General features: G+C 66.6%; 16 protein-coding genes and 1 pseudogene. 7 read left to right on the plus strand and 10 right to left on the minus strand.

Features of this window, described 5'->3' with window-relative positions; genetic code table 11:
• Positions 1-10: 10 nt before the first annotated feature.
• From R5H29_RS10175 to R5H29_RS10185, 3 genes and pseudogenes are all read left to right on the plus strand, one after another.
• Entirely contained in the window at positions 11-2,806 is a 2,796-nt protein-coding gene (locus tag R5H29_RS10175; RefSeq protein WP_332329132.1) for a TonB-dependent receptor domain-containing protein, read from the plus strand.
• Between the two features lie 47 nt (positions 2,807-2,853).
• Positions 2,854-3,809, plus strand: a pseudogene (locus R5H29_RS10180) (hypothetical protein).
• Positions 3,806-4,513: a hypothetical protein gene (locus tag R5H29_RS10185; protein ID WP_332329133.1), complete on the plus strand. Its 708-nt coding sequence runs from the start codon at positions 3,806-3,808 to the stop codon at positions 4,511-4,513. The pseudogene R5H29_RS10180 and the gene R5H29_RS10185 overlap by 4 nt, the downstream one beginning before the upstream one ends.
• A 58-nt stretch (positions 4,514-4,571) precedes the next feature.
• On the opposite strand, the gene R5H29_RS10190 is transcribed toward R5H29_RS10185, so the two are convergent.
• The 7 genes from R5H29_RS10190 to murJ all read right to left on the minus strand — a co-directional run bounded on the left by R5H29_RS10190 (position 4,572) and on the right by murJ (position 14,215).
• Positions 4,572-5,261: a lysoplasmalogenase gene (locus R5H29_RS10190; RefSeq protein WP_180876093.1), complete on the minus strand. Its 690-nt coding sequence runs from the start codon at positions 5,259-5,261 to the stop codon at positions 4,572-4,574.
• A complete protein-coding gene (locus R5H29_RS10195) occupies positions 5,258-7,141 on the minus strand; it encodes a peptidase M61 (protein WP_332329134.1) in 1,884 nt (627 codons plus the stop codon). The genes R5H29_RS10190 and R5H29_RS10195 overlap by 4 nt, the downstream gene beginning before the upstream one ends.
• A 116-nt stretch (positions 7,142-7,257) precedes the next feature.
• Positions 7,258-8,208, minus strand: a complete 951-nt coding sequence (gene ispH, locus R5H29_RS10200) for a 4-hydroxy-3-methylbut-2-enyl diphosphate reductase (RefSeq protein WP_019659291.1) — start codon at positions 8,206-8,208, stop codon at positions 7,258-7,260.
• A gap of 27 nt (positions 8,209-8,235) precedes the next feature.
• The gene (lspA, locus tag R5H29_RS10205) at positions 8,236-8,760 is read right to left on the minus strand and encodes a signal peptidase II (protein ID WP_111099015.1); all 525 of its coding nucleotides are present in this window, start codon (positions 8,758-8,760) and stop codon (positions 8,236-8,238) included.
• Complete coding sequence (ileS, locus tag R5H29_RS10210) at positions 8,760-11,591, minus strand: isoleucine--tRNA ligase (protein WP_329841472.1); 2,832 nt, start codon at positions 11,589-11,591, stop codon at positions 8,760-8,762. Before ileS ends, lspA begins: the two co-directional genes overlap by 1 nt.
• Positions 11,588-12,535, minus strand: coding sequence for a bifunctional riboflavin kinase/FAD synthetase (locus R5H29_RS10215; RefSeq protein ID WP_019659293.1), 948 nt, complete (start codon positions 12,533-12,535; stop codon positions 11,588-11,590). Before R5H29_RS10215 ends, ileS begins: the two co-directional genes overlap by 4 nt.
• A gap of 75 nt (positions 12,536-12,610) precedes the next feature.
• Entirely contained in the window at positions 12,611-14,215 is a 1,605-nt protein-coding gene (gene murJ / locus R5H29_RS10220; RefSeq protein ID WP_111099017.1) for a murein biosynthesis integral membrane protein MurJ, read from the minus strand.
• A gap of 116 nt (positions 14,216-14,331) precedes the next feature.
• On the opposite strand from murJ, the gene rpsT reads away from it, so the two are divergent.
• Positions 14,332-14,601 carry a 30S ribosomal protein S20 gene (gene rpsT, locus R5H29_RS10225; RefSeq protein ID WP_005408560.1) on the plus strand — a complete coding sequence of 90 codons (270 nt, stop codon included), beginning with the start codon at positions 14,332-14,334 and terminating at the stop codon, positions 14,599-14,601.
• A 167-nt stretch (positions 14,602-14,768) separates the two neighbouring features.
• On the opposite strand, the gene cgtA is transcribed toward rpsT, so the two are convergent.
• From cgtA to rplU, 3 genes are all read right to left on the minus strand, one after another.
• On the minus strand, positions 14,769-15,821 hold the full coding sequence (gene cgtA, locus R5H29_RS10230) for an Obg family GTPase CgtA (RefSeq protein WP_058979862.1): 1,053 nt from the start codon (positions 15,819-15,821) through the stop codon (positions 14,769-14,771).
• Positions 15,822-15,998: 177 nt separating this feature from the next.
• Complete coding sequence (gene rpmA / locus R5H29_RS10235; protein ID WP_005408558.1) at positions 15,999-16,262, minus strand: 50S ribosomal protein L27; 264 nt, start codon at positions 16,260-16,262, stop codon at positions 15,999-16,001.
• Between the two features lie 18 nt (positions 16,263-16,280).
• Positions 16,281-16,589: a 50S ribosomal protein L21 gene (gene rplU, locus R5H29_RS10240; protein ID WP_005408557.1), complete on the minus strand. Its 309-nt coding sequence runs from the start codon at positions 16,587-16,589 to the stop codon at positions 16,281-16,283.
• A gap of 338 nt (positions 16,590-16,927) precedes the next feature.
• On the opposite strand from rplU, the gene uvrA reads away from it, so the two are divergent.
• The 3 genes from uvrA to R5H29_RS10255 all read left to right on the plus strand — a co-directional run bounded on the left by uvrA (position 16,928) and on the right by R5H29_RS10255 (position 21,141).
• Positions 16,928-19,918, plus strand: a complete 2,991-nt coding sequence (uvrA, locus tag R5H29_RS10245) for an excinuclease ABC subunit UvrA (protein ID WP_332329135.1) — start codon at positions 16,928-16,930, stop codon at positions 19,916-19,918.
• Complete coding sequence (locus R5H29_RS10250; protein ID WP_019659297.1) at positions 19,918-20,325, plus strand: thioesterase family protein; 408 nt, start codon at positions 19,918-19,920, stop codon at positions 20,323-20,325. The genes uvrA and R5H29_RS10250 overlap by 1 nt, the downstream gene beginning before the upstream one ends.
• 90 nt (positions 20,326-20,415) lie before the next feature.
• Positions 20,416-21,141 carry an enolase gene (locus R5H29_RS10255; protein WP_308304923.1) on the plus strand — a complete coding sequence of 242 codons (726 nt, stop codon included), beginning with the start codon at positions 20,416-20,418 and terminating at the stop codon, positions 21,139-21,141.
• The last annotated feature ends 72 nt before the right edge of the window (positions 21,142-21,213 follow it).

Below are 21,213 nucleotides of genomic sequence, written 5' to 3' on the forward strand. Positions count from 1 at the left end.
GAGACCGGCAGTGAAGGCAGGTCCGGGTGCGCTGCAGTGGGGGCTGCTCCGGGCCCTGCTATGCCTTGCCCTGGGCGTTGCCGCAGTACCGATGGCCGATGCCGGCACGCCCGCGGGCACGCTGGCGATCGACGTGGGCGCCGGCCCACTGGTACCGGCACTGCAGCAATGGGCCCGGCAGAGTGGCACCGCCCTGCTGTTCGACGCACGTGAACTGGAGGGTCTGCGCACCGATGGCACCCGTGGCCAGCGCGATACCGGGGCTTCGCTGAAGCAACTGGTTGCCGGCCTGCCGGTGAACATCCTGCGCACGTCCTCGGGTGCTTTTGTCGTGCGGCGGGTCCATGCCGAGCCTGCCAAGCCGCCGGCAGCGTTCACCGCCCCGCGTCTGCCGCGCCCGCCTCCCAGGTCCGCCGACACGCCGCACGAGGTGGAACTGGCTCCCATCCACGTCACCGGCAGCCGGCTGCCACGCTCTTCGGTGCAGACCACGCTGCCAGTCACCACCATTGATCGTGACGACATCCTGCGCAGTGGCTACGGCAACCTGTTCGACCTGCTGCGGCACCTGCCCGGCATGAACGGCCATCCTGCCATGAGCACCTCGCGCGGCGGCGATTCGCAGTACCTGCCGGTGGGTGCAGCGGCCACCACCAGCCTCGATGGCATGGGACCGCGGGCGACGCTGTTCCTGGTCAATGGCCGGCGCCTGCCGCGCTATCCGATGGTGTCGCTGGAACAGGGTGGGCTGACCGACCTCGGCGGCATTCCGCTGAGCTTCGTCGACCGCATCGAACTGGTACGCGGCGGTGCCTCGGCCATCTATGGCGCCGATGCCATGTCCGGCGTGGTCAACATCATCCTGCGCGACCAGGCCGATGGGCCCGAAGCCATGCTGCAGACCGGGCTCAGCAGCCTTGGCGACGCGGGCCAGTACCGCCTGCAGGCCGCCACGGGCGGCGCACGTGGCAACGGAGACCGCTGGTTTGCCGGTCTCGATCTGCACCGTGTCGAACATGTCGCCGGTGACCAGCGTGACTGGCATGCGGAAACCTCGCTGTATCCGATCGGCGCGATCCTGGGCAACTGGTACGTGCCCGCGCGGCGCTGCGAGCCGCCCCTGGAGCGGCGCGAGGACGGCTGCTGGTTCGACAGCGCCCGGCCGCGTTCGCTGCAACCGGCCTCGGATACCGCGTCGGCCTACCTCCGCTACCGGCACGAACGGGGTGAGGGACGCTATGCCTATGCCGAGGTGCGGGCCAGTCACAACCGCCAGCGCTTCGACCTGGGCCCGACCGCCGTTGCGGTGGTGTCGCGGGGCATCACCTTCAACAGTGTGCTGCGTGAGGCCGGCAACGTGCGTCCCAAGGTCCGCGCCACCGATACGGACGTCACCTTCGGCATCGGACGTGACCAGGGCCGGCGCAGCTGGGAAGCCGGCATCAGTGCGCAGCGCAGCGAAGTCACCTTGTCCACGGCAGGCACGGTGCGCACGGCGCTGCTGCTTGAAGCAACGCAGGCACGCAGGTTCATTCCCGGCTTCGACGCGCCGCCGGCAGCCGATATGGACGCGCTGTTCCCATCCATCCGCAACCGCGGCAGCACTGCACAGTGGCAGGGCTGGTGGGGCGTGCAGCGTGAGCTGATGGCGATGGCTGGGGGCAATGCGCAACTGGCGACCGGCATCGACCTGCGCCATGAGCGCTGGACCTCGCATCCGGATGCGCTGCTGAGCCAGGGCGACCTTGCATTGGGTTTGCCGCAGCAGCAACGCCGCCTGTCGCGGCAAAGCAGCGGTGTCTATACCGAGCTGGGCCTGCCACTGGCACCCACGCTGCGCGCGGACCTGGCCGCACGCTGGGACCGCGACGACGGCTTCATGGCGTTCTCGCCACGTGCCGGACTGCGCTGGACCCCGACGCCTCACTGGTCGTTCCTGCTGGCCAGCGGACGCGGCTACCGTGCGCCGAGCCTGTTCGAGCAACGGCGCCCCCCGGGCTACTTCGGGTCGATCACGCTTCCGGTGTCCAGTGCCCTTCCTGAATGTGCAATGGCCACGGCCAGTGGCGGCTGCAGCGTCACGGCCAACGTGGTTGAGAACGATGCACTGAAGGCCGAGCGATCGCGCAGCCATTCGCTGGCCGCCACATGGACACCCAACGACACGTTTTCGTTGTCGCTGACCCACAACATCGTGGAACTGCGCAACGAGATCCTCGCCCTGCAGCCAAGCGACGCGGTGTGGAATCGCAGCACCTGGGAGCTGGATGACGACGGCTACCTGAGCAGCCTGCGCCTGTCGTTCGACAACATCGGCCGCACCACCTCCCGCAACTGGGTCCTGCGTGGCGAGTACCGCATCGACAGCGGCAGGAACGGCCAATGGTTGTTCTCACTCGATGCGCTGAAGCAGCAGGAACTGCGTCGGCGCCGTGACCACGGGGCCGCCGTGGACCTGCGCGGCCATGTGACACCCGAACTGGCTGCGGTGTTGAACGCGCAATGGCAGAACAGCAACTGGGACGTCGCCCTGCGCGGCAACCAGGTCGGTCGCACCCGTGCCTGGCTGCCGGGGGCCGAATGCCCGCAGGATCAGGCCGAACAGAACCACTGCATGAATCCGCGCCAGCTGCGCTGGAACCTGCACCTGGCACGCCGCCTCGGCCCGCGCGTCGTCGCGGCGCTGGACGTGCACAACGTGCTCGACACGCAACCGGTGAACTACCTGGTCGGCAATGGCGGGCAGATGCCGGGGCTGGATGATCCGCTCGGCCGCTACTACCTGCTTACCCTGCAGTTCCGCTGAGCGTAGTAACCTACGCGGCCTGTTCCACCGGTCTGCGACCTCCCCCCATGAAGGCCTATCTCTGGTTCTGGGGCGCGTTCCTGCTGTTCTTCGCGTTGCCCTTCCCCTGCATTCTCTATTTCGGCACCTCGTGGCCGGTGGCGCTGGCTGATCGCAGTGCACCGTGGCTGGCACTGTTGCTGCTGGCACTGTCGCTCGCTGCATGGCTCGCTCTGCTGTTCGCGTTCCTGCATTTCCTGCTGCTCGGCCCACCACGCGCCCTGCATCGCGTTCGCTCGATCCTCGCCGATGGCGAACCACGCGATGCGCTGATCGAACACGCTGAACAGACCGGCGTGCAGGTGCGTGGCTTCGCGCAATGGAAACTGCAGCTGTCCTTCAAGAACCTGTCCGGCACGCCGATCCGCGAACAGCTGCTGGTAGTCGACAGCAAGCCGCAACTGCAGCGCTTCGGCGTCGGCAGGCACGTCGATGCACGCCTGAGCCGGGTGCCGGGCGCGTTCCCGACGTGGTACTGGACGGTGCCCAGCCCGAACTGAATGTCGCCAGCCTGTGGCGGCGTGGCATCGGTGCAGCACTCGGCATCGCAGCCGTTGCCGCTGCCTATGTGTTGGCCTACCGGCTGCAGAACGAGGGGCTGGGCTGGACCTTCCTGTCGTTCGGTCACCCGCTGCTGGTATGCCCGCTGGTGCTGTGTGGCTATGCGCTGGGACTGCGCCTGCTCGGCCGCCTGCTGCACGCCGATGCCCGCGGAGACGCGCTGAAGTACCGCGGCATCGGTGTGGAGGCCCGGGTATTGAAGGTGCGCCAGACCGGCACCTACCTCAACGAACAGCCGCAGGTGGAGTTCCAGCTGGAATACACCGACCGCGAAGGTGGCATACAGCAGGTGAGCGTGCGCCGCTTCATCCCGTTGATCGAGCTGGCCAACGTTCCACGCGAGCAGGTCACGCTGCTGTACGACCCGGATGACCGCAGCAATGTGCGCCTGGAGGCTGTATGAAGCGGTCGCCTTCCACACCCGTGGTATTTTCCGCCGTGCTGCTGGTGCTGGCCGGCGCCGCCGTTGCCGGTGGTGCGCTGCAGACGATATGCGAAACACTGGGGCATTCGGTGCAGGCTGACCGCGCGACCGCGCCGATCACCATGCCGCCATCGCGCGAGAGGCCCGCTTCGCTCGCCCCGATTCCCGAACCGCGATCAATGCCGGTTCCCGAACGCAGCAACCGGTTGTTCGATGCGGACTACCTGCTGGCCGCCCGCCAGGCACTGGAACAGATGCCTGCACTGGCCGGGCACCGGTTGACGGTGTTCCACAGCATCCACTTCTACGACGATGGCCGCATCAACCTGGACCTGGTCGACCCGCAGCAGCCGACCCACGTCGACAGCTACCACTTCGAGCGTGGCCAATGGCGCAAGGGCAATCCGGTGAACCCGCAGCAGTTCGCGCCGACCATCAGCCTGCAGCGCAGCAGCACATCCCTGGCCAGCATCGATTTCGAGGCCGTGCCGCGCGTGGCGCAGGCATTGCAGGAACAACGCAATGCCCTGCAGAACCCCGCATCCGAAGTCGGCCACGTGTATGTGATCGTGCGCAAGGGCGGCAAGCTGGTGTGGCTGCCGGACGAAGTGGCCGGTGACCGCGAATCCGTGCGCCTGCAGTTCGATGCGCAGGGCACCCTGCGCGGCGTGAACCACCGATAGGCCGCACAAAAAGGGGACGGAGGGGTTAAGTCGTATGTGCCTTGGTGCGGATTGCGACTTAATCCCCTCCGTCCCCTTTTTGCTGTTTCACCGAGCGGGCGATGGCGTACTGCGCGCCATAGTACGTGGACAACACCAGCAGGCTGGCCAACGGCAGGCCACCGGCGAAGCGGTCCCAGGCCAGCAGGGAATCGCTGGCGACGAACAGCAATGCACCTGCCGCGGCCCAGCGGGCGCTTCGGGCTTCCACGGCACCGGGCTGCGGGCTGCGCCACTGCCGTGCCAGGGCCAGCGCTGCCATCGATGCCAGCACCACCACGTATGCCAGCACCGGCACACGCATCGGCACCGGCAGGTGCGGCCACAGGCCAAGCACATTGAGTACGGCAAAGGCCGCCAGCAGGACGCTGGCGGCCAGCAGCCCACGCCCGGCACGCAGGCCATCGCGGAAGGCGACGATGTAGCAGAGGTGCGCCAGCAGGAACGCCACCAGCCCCGGTACGAACGCGTCCATCGGCAGCATCAGCGCGATGTCACCCACGCACGACAGCAGCATGCCGGCCAGCACCGCGCGCCGGTAGGTCGGCTGCGCAGGATCACGCACCCGCCAGGCGATGGCAGCGATCAGCAGCGTGGTCGCCGGCTTCGCCAGCCAATGCAGCCAGCGCCCGTCACCGTCCAGGAACGCACCGATGATGGCGAGGATCGCCATCAGCAGGATCACGCCATCGCCGGCGCGCGGCTTCATCGTGGCTTCCACAGCTCCGCAAGGCGGTCAGGCTTGCCGGTGATGCGCTCCAGCACCGGGTACTGCAGGCCACCGTGGTAAGCGATGCTCATGGTTTCAATGCGGTCGAACTGCTTCACCAGCAGCACGATCGGCGCCTTGTCCTTCGCCGCCGCAGCTACCGCATCCTTCAGGCGCTGGCTGCTGTACTCGCGGCCGCCAACGGCAATCACCTTCATGCCAGGCGCCAAGCCGGCGTTGAAGGCCGGGCTGTCCCAGATCACGTCGCCGACCGTACCGTTGTCGAGCACCGTCGCACCCAGCGAGTACGCCAGCAATGCGGCCTTGGCGCGCTTCTCCTGCGCCTTGTAGGCATCGTTCGGCGTATCGCGGTAGACCAGCTTCCAGCCCGCCAGCTCCAGGCCACCGGTCAACGCGCCGTGGCCGTCCAGGCGCCCGCGCAGGAACGTCGCCCAGTCGTACGGCGCGATGCCGTTCAAGGTCGCGACCACGTCGTCGAAGGTGTACGGGTTGACGTCCCAGTCGCCATTGCCGACGCCGAAGAAGGCGCGCGCGAAGTCATCCAGGCTGCGGCGGTTGCCACTCAGTTCGCGCAGCTTGCCTTCCACTTCCAGCCACAGCATCTGGCCGCCGGAGTAATAGTCTTCGCTCATCTGGTAGTTGCGGTACGGCAACGTGCGGCGCTGGGCGATGGTCGGGTCGTTGGTGGTGTCCTGCAACGGCCGCCACGCCAGGCCTGGGCGACCACGGTCATAGGTCGCGGCCACATTGGCCAGCATGTCGCGCGCCTGCGCGACCGACCACAGCCCGGAGCGTGCGGCCAGCACCTGGCCCCAGAACTGGGTCTGGCCCTCGTACACCCACAGCAGGCTGTCGCCCATCGGCACGTTGAAATTGGCGGTGGCCAGGTCGGCACCGCGACGGTACTTGCCGTTCCAGGAATGGGTGTACTCGTGCGGCAGCAGATCGCGCATCCACGCGTTGCGGTCCCACTCGGTGAAGTAACCCGGGTCGGCGCTGTTCTCGCTGGAGCGGTGATGCTCCAGGCCGATGCCGCCAAGACGATCGGTCAAGGCCAGCAGGAATTCATAATGGTTGTAGTGACGCGCGCCATAGAGCTTGTCGGCCTGCTGCACCAGCGCGCGGTGCATCGTGATCTGCGCGTCGGTCGGCTTCAGCGACTTGGCTTCGTCGGCAAACACATTGAGGTGCACCGGCACCTTCGCGCCCGGATCGAGATCGATGCGCTGGTAGTGCTCGCCGGCAAACAACGGCGAATCGACCAGATGGTCATAGGAGATCGGCTTGAACACCACGGTATCGCCGACGCGGTGCGCGGTTTCCAGCGCCGTGGCAAACGACCAGCCCTTGGGCAGGGTCACGCTGGCCTGCGCCTGCAGGTTGCGCGCGTCTACGCCGGCCGGATACAGCGAATTGGCGTTCCACTGCAGGTTGAGCATTTCCGGGGTCATCACCACCCGCCCCTGGCTGCCGCCCTGCGAGGACAGGAAATCGAAGTGGGCGACGATCTCGCTGACGCCCTCGGGCACGTCCACCTTGAACGCATAGACGTTGTACTGGTCGCGCTGCCAGCCCAGCGGCTTGCCGTTGGCGGTCACGCGCAGGCCGGCCAGCTTGTCGATCGGGCCGGTGGGCGAATGGTTGCCGGGAATCCACTGCGGGTACAGCAGGGTGACCGGACCGGGCTTGACCGGCACGGTGGCGGTCACCTTGAAGATGCGACGGGCAAGGTCACGTGCATCCACATCGATGCGCAGCAGGCCTGGGGCTGCGGCATCACCCGATGGCGAGGCCTGCGCCAGCGCGGGCGTGGCGGCCAGCGCGAACAGCAACGACATCGCCAGGGCACGGGTCTTCATCGGCAACTTCCAGCATCGGAGAATCCTCCGATGCTAGGCCTGTGCGATGGCCGGCCCCATGGCCAAAGGTCATGGATGTGCTTATCCACGCCATGCGTGGATGAGGCCTTTCCCGGTCAGTCGACCAGGCGCAGGCGCAGTTCCTTCGGCAGCGCGAACACCATCGATTCCGGCTCGCCGTCCAGCTCGGACACGCCACTGGCACCCAGCTCGGCCAAGCGTGCCAGCACGCCGTCGACCAGCACCTGCGGCGCCGAGGCGCCAGCGGTCACGCCGATGTGCTGCTTGCCCGCCACCCACGCCGGGTCGATCTCGTGCGCGCCATCGATCAGGTACGACTCCACGCCTTCACGGCGGGCCAGCTCGCTCAGGCGGTTGGAGTTGGAGCTGTTCGGCGAACCGACCACAAGCACCAGGTCGCAGCGCTTGGCCAGATCGCGCACGGCATCCTGGCGGTTCTGCGTGGCGTAGCAGATGTCGTCGTTCTTCGGGCCCTGCATCGCCGGGAACCGCTCGCGCAGCGCATCGATGATGCCGCGCGTGTCATCCACCGACAGCGTGGTCTGGGTGGTGTAGGCGAAGTTGTCCGGCTGGTTGATCTGCAGCGTGGCAACCTGCTCCACGTCTTCCACCAGGTAGATCTGGCCGGTGCCGGCTTCGCGGTTCCACTGGCCCATGGTGCCTTCCACCTCCGGGTGACCGGCGTGGCCGATCAACACCACGTCACGGCCGGCACGGCAGTGGCGGGCGACTTCGAAGTGGACCTTGGTCACCAGCGGGCAGGTGGCGTCGAACACCTTCAGGCCACGGCGCTCGGCTTCCTGGCGCACGGCCTGGGACACGCCATGGGCGCTGAAGATCACCGTGTTGTTGTCCGGCACTTCGTCGAGTTCCTCGACGAAGATCGCGCCGCGCTGCTTCAGGTCGTCGACCACGAAGCGGTTGTGCACCACTTCATGGCGGACGTAGATGGGCGCGCCCAGCGTTTCGATCGCGCGCTTGACGATCTCGATCGCACGATCGACACCGGCACAGAAACCACGCGGGTTGGCGAGCAGCACATCCATCAGTTCAATCTCCCGGCAGCGGCCGGCTTACGGTTTCGGATTGGCATTATCCGCCTTTTTGGCGGACCTGCCGTCGAACAGGCCAAACAGGGCGATGCCGATGGCACCCACCACGATGGCCGAGTCGGCGATGTTGAACGAGGGCCAGGTGTAGCTGCCCACGTACCACTGGATGAAGTCGACCACGTGGCCGTGCACCTGGCGGTCGATCACGTTGCCGATGGCGCCGCCGATGATCAGCGCATACGGCACCGCGGCCTTCCAGTTGCCGCGCGCGGTGCCGCGCAGCCACCAGGCCATCAGGCCGCTGATGGCGATAGCCAGTGCAGTGAAGAAGTACTTCTGCCAGCCACCGGCGTCGCTCAGGAAACTGAATGCCGCGCCGGTGTTGTAGGTGCGGTACCAGTTCCAGAAGCCATCGATGACCACCACCGGCTGGAACTCCGGCAGGCTCGACAGCACCCAGGCCTTGGACCACTGGTCCAGGCCGATGATGGCGGCCGACAGCAGCAGCCAGACCAGGGCGTTCGGATGCGGACGGGGCGCGGCCATCAGAACCAGCTCCGCACTTCGCCGGCGCCGGTCACGTTGCTTACGCAACGGCCGCACAGTTCCGGATGATCGGCGTTGCTGCCGACGTCGGCGCGGTGGTGCCAGCAGCGCACGCACTTGGCCTTGCTGGTCGGCTGGGCACTGACGAACACCTCGTCGGTGGTCGCCGGGCGCACCTGCACGTCGCCACTGATGAACAGGAAACGCAGTTCATCGGCCAGCGGCTGCCAGCGCGCGGCCTGCTCCTCGCTGGCGGCAATGGTGATCTCCGCTTCCAGTGCGGCACCGATCGCGCCGTTTGCCCGCATCGGCTCGAGCACCTTGGCCACCTGTTCGCGCACGGCCAGCAGCTGGTCGAAGTCGGCGGCGTTGAGCTGGGCATCGGCCGGCAGCGGCGCCAGGCCGTCGTACCAGGTGGTGAACAGCACATGGCCAGCATGCTCGCCCGGCAGGTAGCCCCACAGCTCGTCGGCGGTGAAGGTCAGGATCGGCGCGACCCAGCGGGTGAACGCTTCGGCGATGTGGTACATCGCGCTCTGTGCCGAACGGCGACCGTGCGAATCGGTCGGCATCGTGTACAGGCGATCCTTGGTCACGTCCAGGTACAGCGAGCCCAGGTCCACGCTGCAGAAGTTCAGCAGCAGCTGCACGATCTCGGCCATGTTATAGCCGTCGTAGGCCGCCTTGATCTTCTCCTGCAGCTCCCACGCGCGATGCACGATCCAGCGGTCCAGCGCGACCATCTGCTCGAGCGGCTGCAGGTGCAGCGCCGGGTCGAAGCCGTCCAGGTTGCCGAGCAGGAAGCGTGCGGTGTTGCGCAGGCGGCGGTAGGCATCGGCATTGCGCTTCAGGATCTCCTGCGACAGCGACATCTCGTTGCTGTAGTCGGCCGAGGCGATCCACAGGCGCAGGATGTCCGCGCCCAGCTTGTTCATGATGTCCTGCGGCTCGATGCCGTTGCCCAGCGACTTGGACATCTTGCGGCCGTGCTCATCCACGGTGAAGCCGTGGGTCAGGCACTGCTTGTACGGGGCGCGCTTGTCGATCGCCACGCCGGTCAGCAGCGAGGACTGGAACCAGCCGCGGTGCTGGTCGGAACCTTCCAGGTACAGGTCGGCCGGCTTGCCGAAGCCACGCGCGGCGAGCACGCCTTCATGGGTCACGCCCGAATCGAACCAGACGTCGAGGATGTCGGTGACCTTCTCGTAGTCGGCGGCTTCAGCGCCCAGCAGTTCGGCGGCATCCAGCGAGTACCACACGTCGATGCCCTCGGCTTCGACGCGGTCGGCGACCTGCTGCATCAGCTCCACCGAACGCGGATGGATCTCGCCGGTCTGCCGGTGGGTGAACAGTGCGATCGGCACGCCCCAGGTGCGCTGGCGCGAGATGGTCCAGTCCGGGCGGCCGTCGACCATGCTCTGGATGCGCGCCTTGCCCCAGGTCGGGAACCAGCCGACGGTGTCGATGGCGGCCAGCGCATCGTTGCGCAGGTTGGCCTTGTCCATCGAGATGAACCACTGCGGGGTGGCGCGGAACACCACCGGCGTCTTGTGGCGCCAGCAGTGCGGGTAGCTGTGGCGGATCGGATGGAACGCCAGCAGCGAACCGTTGTCGCGCAGCACGCCGACGATGGCCTCCTGCGCCTTCCACAGGTGCTGGCCGGCCAGCACCACGTCACCGGCCGGCGGGGTCGATTCCAGGTACACGCCACGACCGTCGATCGGGGTCACCTGGCCGGCGTTGTACTTGTCCAGCAGGCCGTACTTCTGGCTGACCACGAAGTCTTCCTGGCCGTGGCCGGGGGCGGTGTGCACCGCACCGGTACCGTCCTCGTCGGAGACGTGGTCGCCGTTGAGTACCAGGATCTCGCGCTCCGGGTAGAACGGGTGCGCCAGCAGCTGGTTCTCCAGCGCCGCACCGGTGGTTTCACCGTGCAGCACCACGTTTTCGACGCCATAGCGCTGCAGCGCGCGCTCGGCCAGCGCCGCAGCCAGCACCAGCCAACGGCGCTTGCCGTTGTGCGCCGGGCCTTCGGCCAGCACGTAGCGGATCTCCGCGCCCAGCGACACCGCCAGCGAGGCCGGCAGCGTCCACGGGGTGGTGGTCCAGATCGGTACGGCCACTTCCACGTCGGCCGGCACGCTCACGCCGAACGCCTGGCCGATGGCCTGGGCATCGCGCGCGGCGTAGGCCACGTCGATCGCCGGCGATTCCTTTTCCTGGTACTCGATCTCGGCCTCGGCCAGCGCCGAGCCACAGTCGAAGCACCAGTACACCGGCTTGGCGCCGCGCACCAGGTGACCGTTGGCCACGACCTTGGACAGCGCGCGGATCTCGTTGGCTTCGAAGTCGAAGCTCAGGGTCTTGTACGGGTTGTCCCAGTCACCGGTCACGCCCAGCCGCTTGAAGTCCACGCGCTGGATGTTGATCTGCTCTTCGGCAAACTCGCGGCACTTCTGGCGGAATTCGACGGCGTCGAGCTTGGTGCCGACCTTGCCCCACTTCTTTTCCACCGCAATCTCGATCGGCAGGCCATGGCAGTCCCAGCCCGGCACATAGGGCGCATCGAAGCCGGCCAGGTAGCGCGACTTGACGATGATGTCCTTCAGGATCTTGTTGACCGCGTGGCCGAGGTGGATGCGGCCGTTGGCGTACGGGGGGCCGTCGTGCAGCACGAACAGCGGGCGGCCGGCGGCGTTGTCGCGCAGCTGCTGGTAGAGCCCCTGCGCTTCCCACCGCGCCAGAATGCCCGGCTCGCGCTTGGGCAGGTCGCCGCGCATCGGGAATTCGGTGGCTGGCAGGTTCAGGGTGGTCTTGTAGTCCTGGCTCACGCAGTGGCTCGCAATCTATGTTCGGAAAGGATGGCGCGCGCCTGTTCGGCGTCGCGGTGCATCTGGTCGGTCAGCGCCGCCAGATCATTGAACTTCTCTTCGTCGCGCAGCTTGGCGACGAATTCCACGTCGATGTGGCGACCGTACAGGTCACCCTGGAAATCGAACAGGTGGGCTTCCAGCAGCGGCTCCACGCCCTCCACCGTCGGCCGCGTGCCGAAGCTGGACACCGATGGCCACGGTTGGTCGAACACACCATGCACCCAGGTCGCGTAGATACCCGACAGCGCCGGCGTCTTCGGGAAACGCAGGTTGGCAGTGGGGAAACCCAGCGTACGGCCAAGCTGTCGACCGCGCACCACCCGGCCGCTGATCGCGTAGGGACGGCCCAGCAGGTCGTTGGCACGGGCGAAGTCGCCCTGCTGCAGCAGCTGGCGGATGCGGGTGCTGGAAATGCGCTCGCCATGCAGATCCACCGCTTCGATCTCGCCCGCGGTGAAGCCCAGTGCAGCGCCCATCTTCTGCAGCAGGGCCAGGTCGCCACGGCGGCGGTTGCCGAAGCAGAACTCCGGGCCGATCCACACTTCGCGTGCGCCCAGGCGGTGGGCCAGCAGCCGGTGGACGAAATCCTCGGCCGGCATCGCTGCCATCGCCGCGTCGAAACGCAGCAGTCCGATCGCATCCACACCGAGCTCGCGCAGGATCTCGACCTTGCTGCGGGCCAGGGTCAGCCGCGGTGGCGGCGTGCCCTGGGAAAAGAATTCACGCGGCAGCGGCTCGAATGCCACGGCCACTGCGGCCACGCCCAAGGCGCGCGCGCGGGCAACCGCGTGGCGCACCAGCGCACGATGGCCCAGGTGGAGGCCGTCAAATGCACCGATACAGACCACGCTTCCGTTGGGGAACAGCGCCCCGCCCTCCACGCTTCTGAACAGCCTGCTCATCAACTCTCGTTCCGGCCCGACCGGGGCCGCCGCTTCAATGGTGTAACCCTGAAGTATAGCCGTCACGGCGCACGATCAATGCCCACGCAGGTCGCGCGGGCGGAAGCCCATCGCCACCATGGCAACCGCGTAGGTCGCGCCACCGCCACCGACCAGCAGCGCCAGGGCGCCGATCCGCTCCCACACAGTCATCGCCGAGAAGCCTGGCAGCCAGTGCAGCAGGGCCAGCAGCACCCCGACCATGGCCGCGCAGGCCAGCAGCAGCCGCAGCAGATAGCCAGCCCAGCCCGGCCGGCGGCGGTAGACATCGGTCTTGCCCAGCCAGTACCAGAGCAGGCCCAGGTTCAGGTAACTGGACAGCGCACTGGCAATGCCCAGCGCCAGGTGCAGGCCCGGCTGCTTGCCGATGGCCGCCATCACGCCCTGCGCCTTCAGCTCGTCCGGCACCATCACCTGGTACAACACCGCCAGAAGGGCGAAGTTGAACACCATGTTGGCCACCAGCGCGGCCACACCCGCGCGCACCGGCGTCTTGGTGTCCTGGCGGGCGTAGAAAGCCGGCAGTACCACTTTCAACAGGGCGAACGCCGGCAGGCCGAAGCTCAGGCCGTACACCGACAACGCGGTCATGCGGGTATCGAAGGCACTGAACTGGCCGTGCTGGAAGATGGTCGCGATCAGCGGCTCGGCCAGCAGCAGCAGGCCCAGCATGGCCGGCACCGAGATCAGCAGGGTCATGCGCAGGCCCCAGTCCAACGAGCGCGAGAAGCCCTCGCGGTCGGTACTGACGTGATGGCGGGCCAGCGCCGGCAGGATCACCGTGCCCAGCGCCACGCCGAACACGCCCAGCGGCAGCTCCAGGAAGCGGTCGGCCAGCGACAGCCAGGACTGCGAGCCATCGGTCAGCTTGGCCGCGATCACCGTGTCCAGCAGCAGGTTGATCTGCGCCACAGAGGAACCGAACAGGGTCGGCACCATCAGCGTCATCACCTTGCGCACGCCCGGATGGCTCCAGCCCCAGCGCGGCAGGGTCAGCAGGTTGATGCCCTTCAGCGAGGGCAGCTGGAACAGCAACTGCAGGATGCCGGCCGCCAGCACCGCCCAGCCCAGCGCCAGGATCTGCTTTTCTGGCGTGCCGCCCAGCCGCGGCGCCAGCCACAGCGCACCGGCGATCATGCACAGGTTGAGAATGACCGGGGTCAGCGCCGGCATCGCGAAGCGCTGGAAGCTGTTCAGCGCACCGCCGGCCAGTGCGGTCAGCGAGACGAACATCAGGAACGGGAAGGTCAGGCGGAACAGGTCGACCAGCAGGCCCTGCTTGACCGGGTCGGTATCGACGCCACTGGAGAAGACCGAGGCCAGCTGCGGCGCGAAGATCAGGGCCAGTGCGGTGACCAGCATCAGCACCCCGCCCAGGGTGCCGGCGGTGCGCGCCATCAGTTCGCGCAGTTCGGCGTGGCTGCGGGTTTCCTTCACTTCCGTGAACACGGGCACGAAAGCGGTGGCAAACGAGCCCTCGGCGAACAAACGCCGCAGGAAATTGGGTACCCTGAAGGCGACCCAGAAAGCATCAGTGATGGCGTTGGTGCCGAACGTGGTGGTCACCACGAAGTCCCGGACAAGTCCGAGAACGCGCGAGACCATGGTCATGCTGCTGAACGACAGCAGGCCCCGCAACAACTTGGGTGAACTCACTCAGCGTCCCTCTTGACAATCGACTTGACGTGCATTTCTTACGCCATCATACTAGCTAGCTTGCTGTTCCCATAACACCGATTTTTCAGGAAACCACCACCGTGGCCAATATCAAGTCCGCCAAGAAGCGCGCCAAGCAGACCGTCGTGCGCAACGCGCGCAACGTGGCTCAGCGCTCGATGCTGCGCACCGCTGTCAAGAAAGTGATCAAGGCGCTGGACGCCAACGATGCCGCCGGCGCCGAAGCCGCCTTCGCCGTTGCCCAGCCGATCCTGGATCGCTTCAGCGCGCGTGGCCTGATCCACAAGAACAAGGCTGCTCGCCACAAGAGCCGCCTGAACGACCGCATCAAGGCCCTCAAGGCCGCCTGATCCGGCGTTGCCGCCCTGCCCTCCTGGGTTGGGCAGCAGGCAAAAGCCCGGCCCCGGCCGGGTTTTTTGTTGCCTGCGGTCCGGGCGATCCGCGGAGCCGCGCGGCCAGCACTACCAAATGAAAAACCCGGCCGAAGCCGGGTTTTTCGCATGGAACCACAGCGGCATTACTGCGCGTCGCGGGCTTCCTGCTCCTCTTCCTTCTGGCGATCGAAGAACGCCATGATCCGGCTCATGATCGGGAAGGTACCTTCGCGGCCCAGCGCGGAGACCAGGAACCACGGCTCCTTCCAGCCCAGCTCGGCGACGATCTGCTCGGCCGCGGCCTGCGCCTCGTCTTCGAACATCAGGTCAGCCTTGTTCAGCACCAGCCAGCGCGGCTTGTTCAGCAGCTCCGGATCGTGCTTCTCCAGCTCGCGTTCGATCGCACGCACCTGCTCCACCGGCGAAATCCCCTCCACGCCGCCTTCCATCGGCGAGATGTCCACCAGGTGCAGCAGCAGGCGGGTGCGCTGCAGGTGGCGCAGGAACTGCGCACCCAGGCCGGCGCCGTCCGCAGCGCCTTCGATCAGGCCCGGAATGTCGGCGATCACGAAGCTGCGGTGGTTCTCCACCTTCACCACGCCCAGGTTCGGGTACAGCGTGGTGAACGGGTAATCGGCCACCTTCGGCGTTGCAGCCGAAACGGCACGGATCAGGGTGCTCTTGCCGGCATTGGGGAAGCCCAGCAGGCCGACGTCGGCCAGCAGCTTCAGCTCCAGCTTCAGCGTGCGCTCCTCACCCGGCTCGCCCGGCAGCGCCTGGCGCGGCGAGCGATTGGTCGAGCTCTTGAAGTGCATGTTGCCCAGGCCACCGCGGCCGCCCTTGGCCACCAGCAGGCGGTCGCCGTGCCGGGTCAGGTCGCCGATGACTTCATCGGTGGCAACGTTGATGACCACGGTGCCGACCGGCACGGTGATGGTCAGGTCTTCGCCGCCCTTGCCGTAGGCCTGGCGGCCCATCCCGTTCTCGCCACGCTGCGCCTTGAAGATGCGCTCATGGCGGAAGTCGACCAGGGTGTTCAGGTTTTCGTCGGCGCGGATGTAAACGCTGCCGCCCGCACCGCCGTCGCCGCCGTCCGGGCCGCCGAGCGGAATGAACTTCTCGCGACGGAAGCCAATGCAGCCGTTGCCGCCGTTGCCGGCGAACACTTCGATTTCTGCTTCGTCTACCAGTTTCATTGTTTCGATGCCTGCGATGGGCGCGGCCTGCTGGCCGCCACCTTGAATGTCATGCCGGCCGCGGGCCGGTAACCCGGCCCAGCCGGTCTTGCTTCAACTCTAACGAAAAGCCCCGCCGAAGCGGGGCTCTTCATGCAGCACTCCCATGCCGGGGCACGGGTGCCGGCGATGCCTGGATCAGGCGTCGGCCGAGACGATGCTGACGGTGCGGCGCTTCTTGGCGCCCTTGACCGAGAACTCCACCTTGCCGTCCACGAGGGCGAACAGAGTGTGGTCACGGCCCAGGCCAACGCCGGTGCCCGGGTGGAACTGGGTGCCGCGCTGACGCACGATGATGTTGCCGGCTTCGATGGCCTGGCCGCCGAAGATCTTGACGCCCAGGTACTTCGGGTTGGAGTCGCGACCGTTGCGCGAGGAGCCTACGCCCTTTTTATGTGCCATGACTGCTTCTCCTGATACTTAGCCGGCGATGCCGGTGATCTCGATTTCGGTGTAGTACTGACGGTGACCCTGACGCTTCATGTGGTGCTTGCGGCGACGGAACTTGATGATCCGCACCTTGTCAGCACGACCCTGGGACAGGACCTTGGCGGTGACGGCAGCGCCCTTCAGCGCATCGCCCAGCTTCACGCCATCGCTGTCACCCAGCATCAGGATGTTGTCGAACTTGATCTCGCTGCCGACTTCGACTTCGAGCTTTTCAATGCGGAGCTTTTCGCCCTGCGCCACGCGGTATTGCTTACCGCCGGTGACCAGTACTGCGTACATGACCAGGCCTTCCTCTGTAGTTATTGTGGTCTGAACTGCCGCCATCGAGGGCGGACAGGAGCGGGATTGTACGCAGATCAGCGGGCGCGGGTCAAGTCAACCCCTGAACGACCCACGGGCCCGGACCTGCAGGCCGAGCCATGCACGGCTGAACGGTTCGCGGTCCAGGCCGCTGCACATGGCCCGACCCTACACAAAGCTGTCGGCCGGTCTCACAACGTGAGACGCCGGGGTGGCATTGTCGCCCATTGCCCCCATCTGGTCACCTCGGTAGGCTGACCGATTGCCGTTCCCTGCTGGCCCGGCACCCAGCCAACGCCCCCACAACCGGATCCCCCATGGCGATGGATTTCATCCGCATCCGCGGCGCGCGGACGCACAACCTGAAGAACCTCGACCTCGACCTGCCCCGCGACAAGCTGATCGTGATCACCGGCCTGTCCGGTTCGGGCAAGTCCTCGCTGGCGTTCGACACCATCTATGCAGAAGGCCAGCGCCGCTACGTCGAGTCGCTGTCGGCCTATGCGCGCCAGTTCCTGAGCGTGATGGAAAAGCCGGACCTGGACCACATCGAAGGCCTGTCCCCGGCCATCTCGATCGAGCAGAAATCGACCTCGCACAACCCGCGTTCGACGGTCGGCACCATCACCGAGATCTACGACTACCTGCGCCTGCTGTACGCACGCGTGGGCACCCCGCGCTGCCCGGACCACGGCTACCCACTGGAGGCGCAGACGGTCAGCCAGATGGTCGACCAGGTGCTGACCCTGGACCCGGAGCAGCGCTACATGCTGCTGGCCCCGGTCATCCGTGACCGCAAGGGCGAACACGCACAGGTCTTCGACCAGCTGCGCGCGCAGGGCTTCGTGCGTGTGCGCGTGGACGGCGAGCTGCACGAAATCGATGCGGTGCCGCCGCTGGCGCTGCGCCAGAAGCACACCATCGAGGCGGTGATCGACCGCTTCCGCCCGCGCGAGGACATCAAGCAGCGCCTGGCCGAGAGCTTTGAAACGGCGCTCAAGCTGGGCGATGGCATGGCCTCGGTGCAGAGCCTGGACAGCGCCGATGCTTCGCCCACGCTGTTCTCCTCCAAGTACTCCTGCCCGGTCTGCGACTACTCGCTGCCGGAGCTGGAACCGCGCCTGTTCTCGTTCAATGCACCGATGGGTGCGTGCCCCGGCTGCGATGGCCTGGGCATGGCCGAGTTCTTCGATCCGTCGCGGGTGGTGGTGCATCCGGAGCTGTCGCTGGCCGCCGGTGCGGTGCGCGGCTGGGACCGTCGCAACGCCTACTACTTCCAGCTGATCGCCTCGCTGGCCAAGCACTACAGGTTCGACGTGGACGCTGCGTGGAACTCCCTGTCAGCCAAGGTGCAGCAGGCCGTGCTGTACGGCAGCGGCGATGAAACGATCACCTTCACCTACTTCACCGAAGCCGGCGGCCGCACCCAGCGCAAGCACCGCTTCGAAGGCATCATTCCCAACCTCGAACGCCGCTACAAGGAGACCGAATCGCCGGCGGTACGCGAGGAGCTGTCCAAGTACATCAGCGAACGCCCGTGCCCGGAGTGCAACGGCGCGCGCCTGAACAAGGCGGCACGCAACGTGTTCGTGGCCGACCGCCCACTGCCGGAGCTGGTGGTGCTGCCGATCGACGAGGCGCTGAAGTTCTTCAGCGAGCTGAGCCTGCCGGGCTGGCGTGGCGAGATCGCCGCGAAGATCGTCAAGGAAATCGGTGAGCGCCTCGGCTTCCTGGTCGATGTGGGCCTGGATTACCTGACCCTGGAACGCAAGGCCGACACCCTGTCCGGTGGCGAGGCGCAGCGCATCCGCCTGGCCAGCCAGATCGGCGCCGGCCTGGTGGGCGTGATGTACGTGCTCGACGAACCGTCGATCGGCCTGCACCAGCGCGACAATGAACGCCTGTTGGGCACCCTCACCCGCCTGCGCGACCTGGGCAACACGGTGATCGTGGTCGAGCATGACGAGGACGCGATCCGCCTGGCCGACTACGTGCTGGACATCGGCCCGGGCGCGGGCGTGCATGGCGGCGAGATCGTCGGCCAGGGCACCCTGCAGGACATTCTGGAGGCCCCGCGCTCGCTGACCGGCCAGTACCTGTCCGGCAAGCGCGCGATCGAGATTCCTGCTCGCCGGCACACGCCGAACCCGAAGATGACGCTGCACCTGCGCGGTGCCAGCGGCAACAACCTCAAGGGCGTGGACCTGGCGATTCCGGCGGGCCTGCTGACCTGCGTGACGGGCGTGTCCGGCTCGGGCAAGTCGACCCTGATCAACGATACCCTGTTCTCGCTGGCTGCCAACGAGATCAACGGTGCCTCGCACCCGGTTGCGCCGTACAGGGAGATTGATGGCCTGGATCTGTTCGACAAGGTGGTGGACATCGACCAGTCGCCGATCGGCCGCACCCCGCGATCGAACCCGGCCACCTACACCGGCCTGTTCACGCCGCTGCGCGAGTTGTTCGCACAGGTGCCGGAGGCGCGTGCGCGCGGCTATTCGCCGGGCCGTTTCAGCTTCAACGTGCGCGGCGGCCGCTGCGAGGCCTGCCAGGGCGACGGCCTGATCAAGGTGGAGATGCACTTCCTGCCGGACGTGTACGTGCCCTGCGATGTCTGCCACGGCAAGCGCTACAACCGCGAAACGCTGGAGATCCTTTACAAGGGCTTCAACATCAACGACGTGCTGGAAATGACCGTCGAGGATGCGCTGAAGCTGTTCGAGCCGGTGCCGTCGATCGCGCGCAAGCTGGAAACGCTGGTGGACGTGGGCCTGAGCTACATCAAGCTGGGCCAGAGCGCGACCACGCTGTCCGGTGGTGAAGCCCAGCGCGTGAAGCTGTCCAAGGAACTGTCGCGCCGCGATACCGGCCGCACCCTGTACATCCTCGACGAGCCGACCACCGGCCTGCACTTCCACGACATCGAAGCGCTGCTGGGCGTGCTGCACAAGCTGCGCGACGAAGGCAACACGGTGGTGGTGATCGAGCACAACCTGGACGTGATCAAGACCGCCGACTGGATCGTGGATCTGGGCCCGGAAGGCGGCCATCGCGGTGGCACCATCCTGGTCACCGGCACGCCGGAGGATGTGGCGGCCTGCCCGCAGTCGTACACCGGCCAGTTCCTGGCCCGCATGCTGCCCTCCACCAGCGCGCGCCCGGAGCAACCGGCTGCGGTGGCCAACAAGCCCGACGCCCGTCCGGCACGCAAGCTGAAGCCTGAGAAGCCGGCGAAGAAGGCGGTGGCTGCCAGGAGCACCGGCAAGACCAGCAAGACCGCGACGACCCGCAAGAAGAAGGACGCCTGATGAGCAGCGAACACAAGATCCTGGCCCGCATCCCGATCAGCGTGCGCTGGCGTGACATGGACAGCATGGGCCACGTCAACAACGCCAAGTACATTTCCTACCTGGAGGAAGCGCGCGTGCGCTGGATGCTGGGCGTGGAAGGCGTGTCGATGACCGACCGCATCGCACCGGTGGTGGCCGCGACCAACGTCAACTACCGCCTGCCGATCGTGTGGCCCAACGACATCCTGGTCGAGCTGTTCGTCGAGCGCCTGGGCAACAGCAGCGTGACCATCGGCCACCGCATCGTCGACCAGCAGGACGACTCGAAGCTGTATTCCGACGGCAACGTGGTGGTGGTCTGGATGGATACGCAGACCGGCAGGAGCGCACCGCTGCCGGAGGCGATCCGCAGCGCTTCCACCTGAAGGTAGTGCCGGCCGCTGGCCGGCAACCTCCAGATGCTTCGCGCATGCCGGCCAGCGGCCGGCACTACCGATCCCATTCAAAGGACTGAGATGATCCACCAGACTGAACTGCGCGACCTGCTGCCCGGCATGGTCCCCTTCCCTACCGATGTCTTCCCCGCTGACCAGGCGTGGCTCGCCCAGCATCTGCTGCCGCTGCTGAAGATCGACCTCGGTGTGCTGCGCCCTGAACTGGCCGGCCAGGTGGCAACGATGCTGTGCCCGATCGAGCCGTACGACGGCTGCATCGGCGAGACCACCGAAGAACACCACAACGACTTCACCAGCACCAACTGGATCGCCTTCGAGCTGACCGCCGGCAACCAGATGCGCTTCCTCGGCAACGAGGGCTATTTCATCGGCGATCGGGTGGATGACAAGCACGCGCGGAAACACATCGCGCAGATGCGCGAGAGCTATGCCAAGGCGCGTGACTACCATGCCACGCACGGCCGCCTGGCCTGCTACTCGCGCTATGGCAAGGACGAGCCCAGCGAGCGCGATTACCTGGATACGCTGGGTGGACGGATTTCCTGTGGCAACTGGATCGAAACAGCCGATATTCCGGCCGCCTTCACCCTGGAATTCACCGACGCCGCCAACGACCGGCATGCTCCAGATGATGCCGAACTGGCGATCATCCGCCACGGTGGCCACAAGTTCTTCGCAGTGGCCGAAGTCGCTGGCTACAACTGGTGCGCCACCGGCGCCGACGCGATAGTGATGCTGTATGAGCCGGTGAGCCGCACGGTGCTGTTCTCGTACGACTGGACGTAGCATCCCGCCGGGCATGGCCCGGCGCTACCCAGGCATGACCGCCGGATCATCACTGGTAGCGCCGGGCCATGC

It is taken from the genome of Stenotrophomonas sp. A3_2, assembly GCF_036624925.1.
Lineage (GTDB): Bacteria > Pseudomonadota > Gammaproteobacteria > Xanthomonadales > Xanthomonadaceae > Stenotrophomonas > Stenotrophomonas hibiscicola.

What these genes read in the sequence shown, in the direction of transcription:
- cgtA (WP_058979862.1), bottom strand. Translation starts at nt 15,821, where the DNA reads ATGAAACTGGTAGACGAAGCAGAAATCGAAGTGTTCGCCGGCAACGGC.
- rplU (WP_005408557.1), bottom strand. Translation starts at nt 16,589, where the DNA reads ATGTACGCAGTACTGGTCACCGGCGGTAAGCAATACCGCGTGGCGCAG.
- uvrA (WP_332329135.1), top strand. Translation starts at nt 16,928, where the DNA reads ATGGCGATGGATTTCATCCGCATCCGCGGCGCGCGGACGCACAACCTG.
- R5H29_RS10215 (WP_019659293.1), bottom strand. Translation starts at nt 12,535, where the DNA reads ATGAGCAGGCTGTTCAGAAGCGTGGAGGGCGGGGCGCTGTTCCCCAAC.
- R5H29_RS10255 (WP_308304923.1), top strand. Translation starts at nt 20,416, where the DNA reads ATGATCCACCAGACTGAACTGCGCGACCTGCTGCCCGGCATGGTCCCC.
- R5H29_RS10190 (WP_180876093.1), bottom strand. Translation starts at nt 5,261, where the DNA reads ATGAAGCCGCGCGCCGGCGATGGCGTGATCCTGCTGATGGCGATCCTC.
- ispH (WP_019659291.1), bottom strand. Translation starts at nt 8,208, where the DNA reads ATGGATGTGCTGCTCGCCAACCCGCGTGGTTTCTGTGCCGGTGTCGAT.
- R5H29_RS10250 (WP_019659297.1), top strand. Translation starts at nt 19,918, where the DNA reads ATGAGCAGCGAACACAAGATCCTGGCCCGCATCCCGATCAGCGTGCGC.
- R5H29_RS10195 (WP_332329134.1), bottom strand. Translation starts at nt 7,141, where the DNA reads ATGAAGACCCGTGCCCTGGCGATGTCGTTGCTGTTCGCGCTGGCCGCC.
- lspA (WP_111099015.1), bottom strand. Translation starts at nt 8,760, where the DNA reads ATGGCCGCGCCCCGTCCGCATCCGAACGCCCTGGTCTGGCTGCTGCTG.
- rpmA (WP_005408558.1), bottom strand. Translation starts at nt 16,262, where the DNA reads ATGGCACATAAAAAGGGCGTAGGCTCCTCGCGCAACGGTCGCGACTCC.
- R5H29_RS10185 (WP_332329133.1), top strand. Translation starts at nt 3,806, where the DNA reads ATGAAGCGGTCGCCTTCCACACCCGTGGTATTTTCCGCCGTGCTGCTG.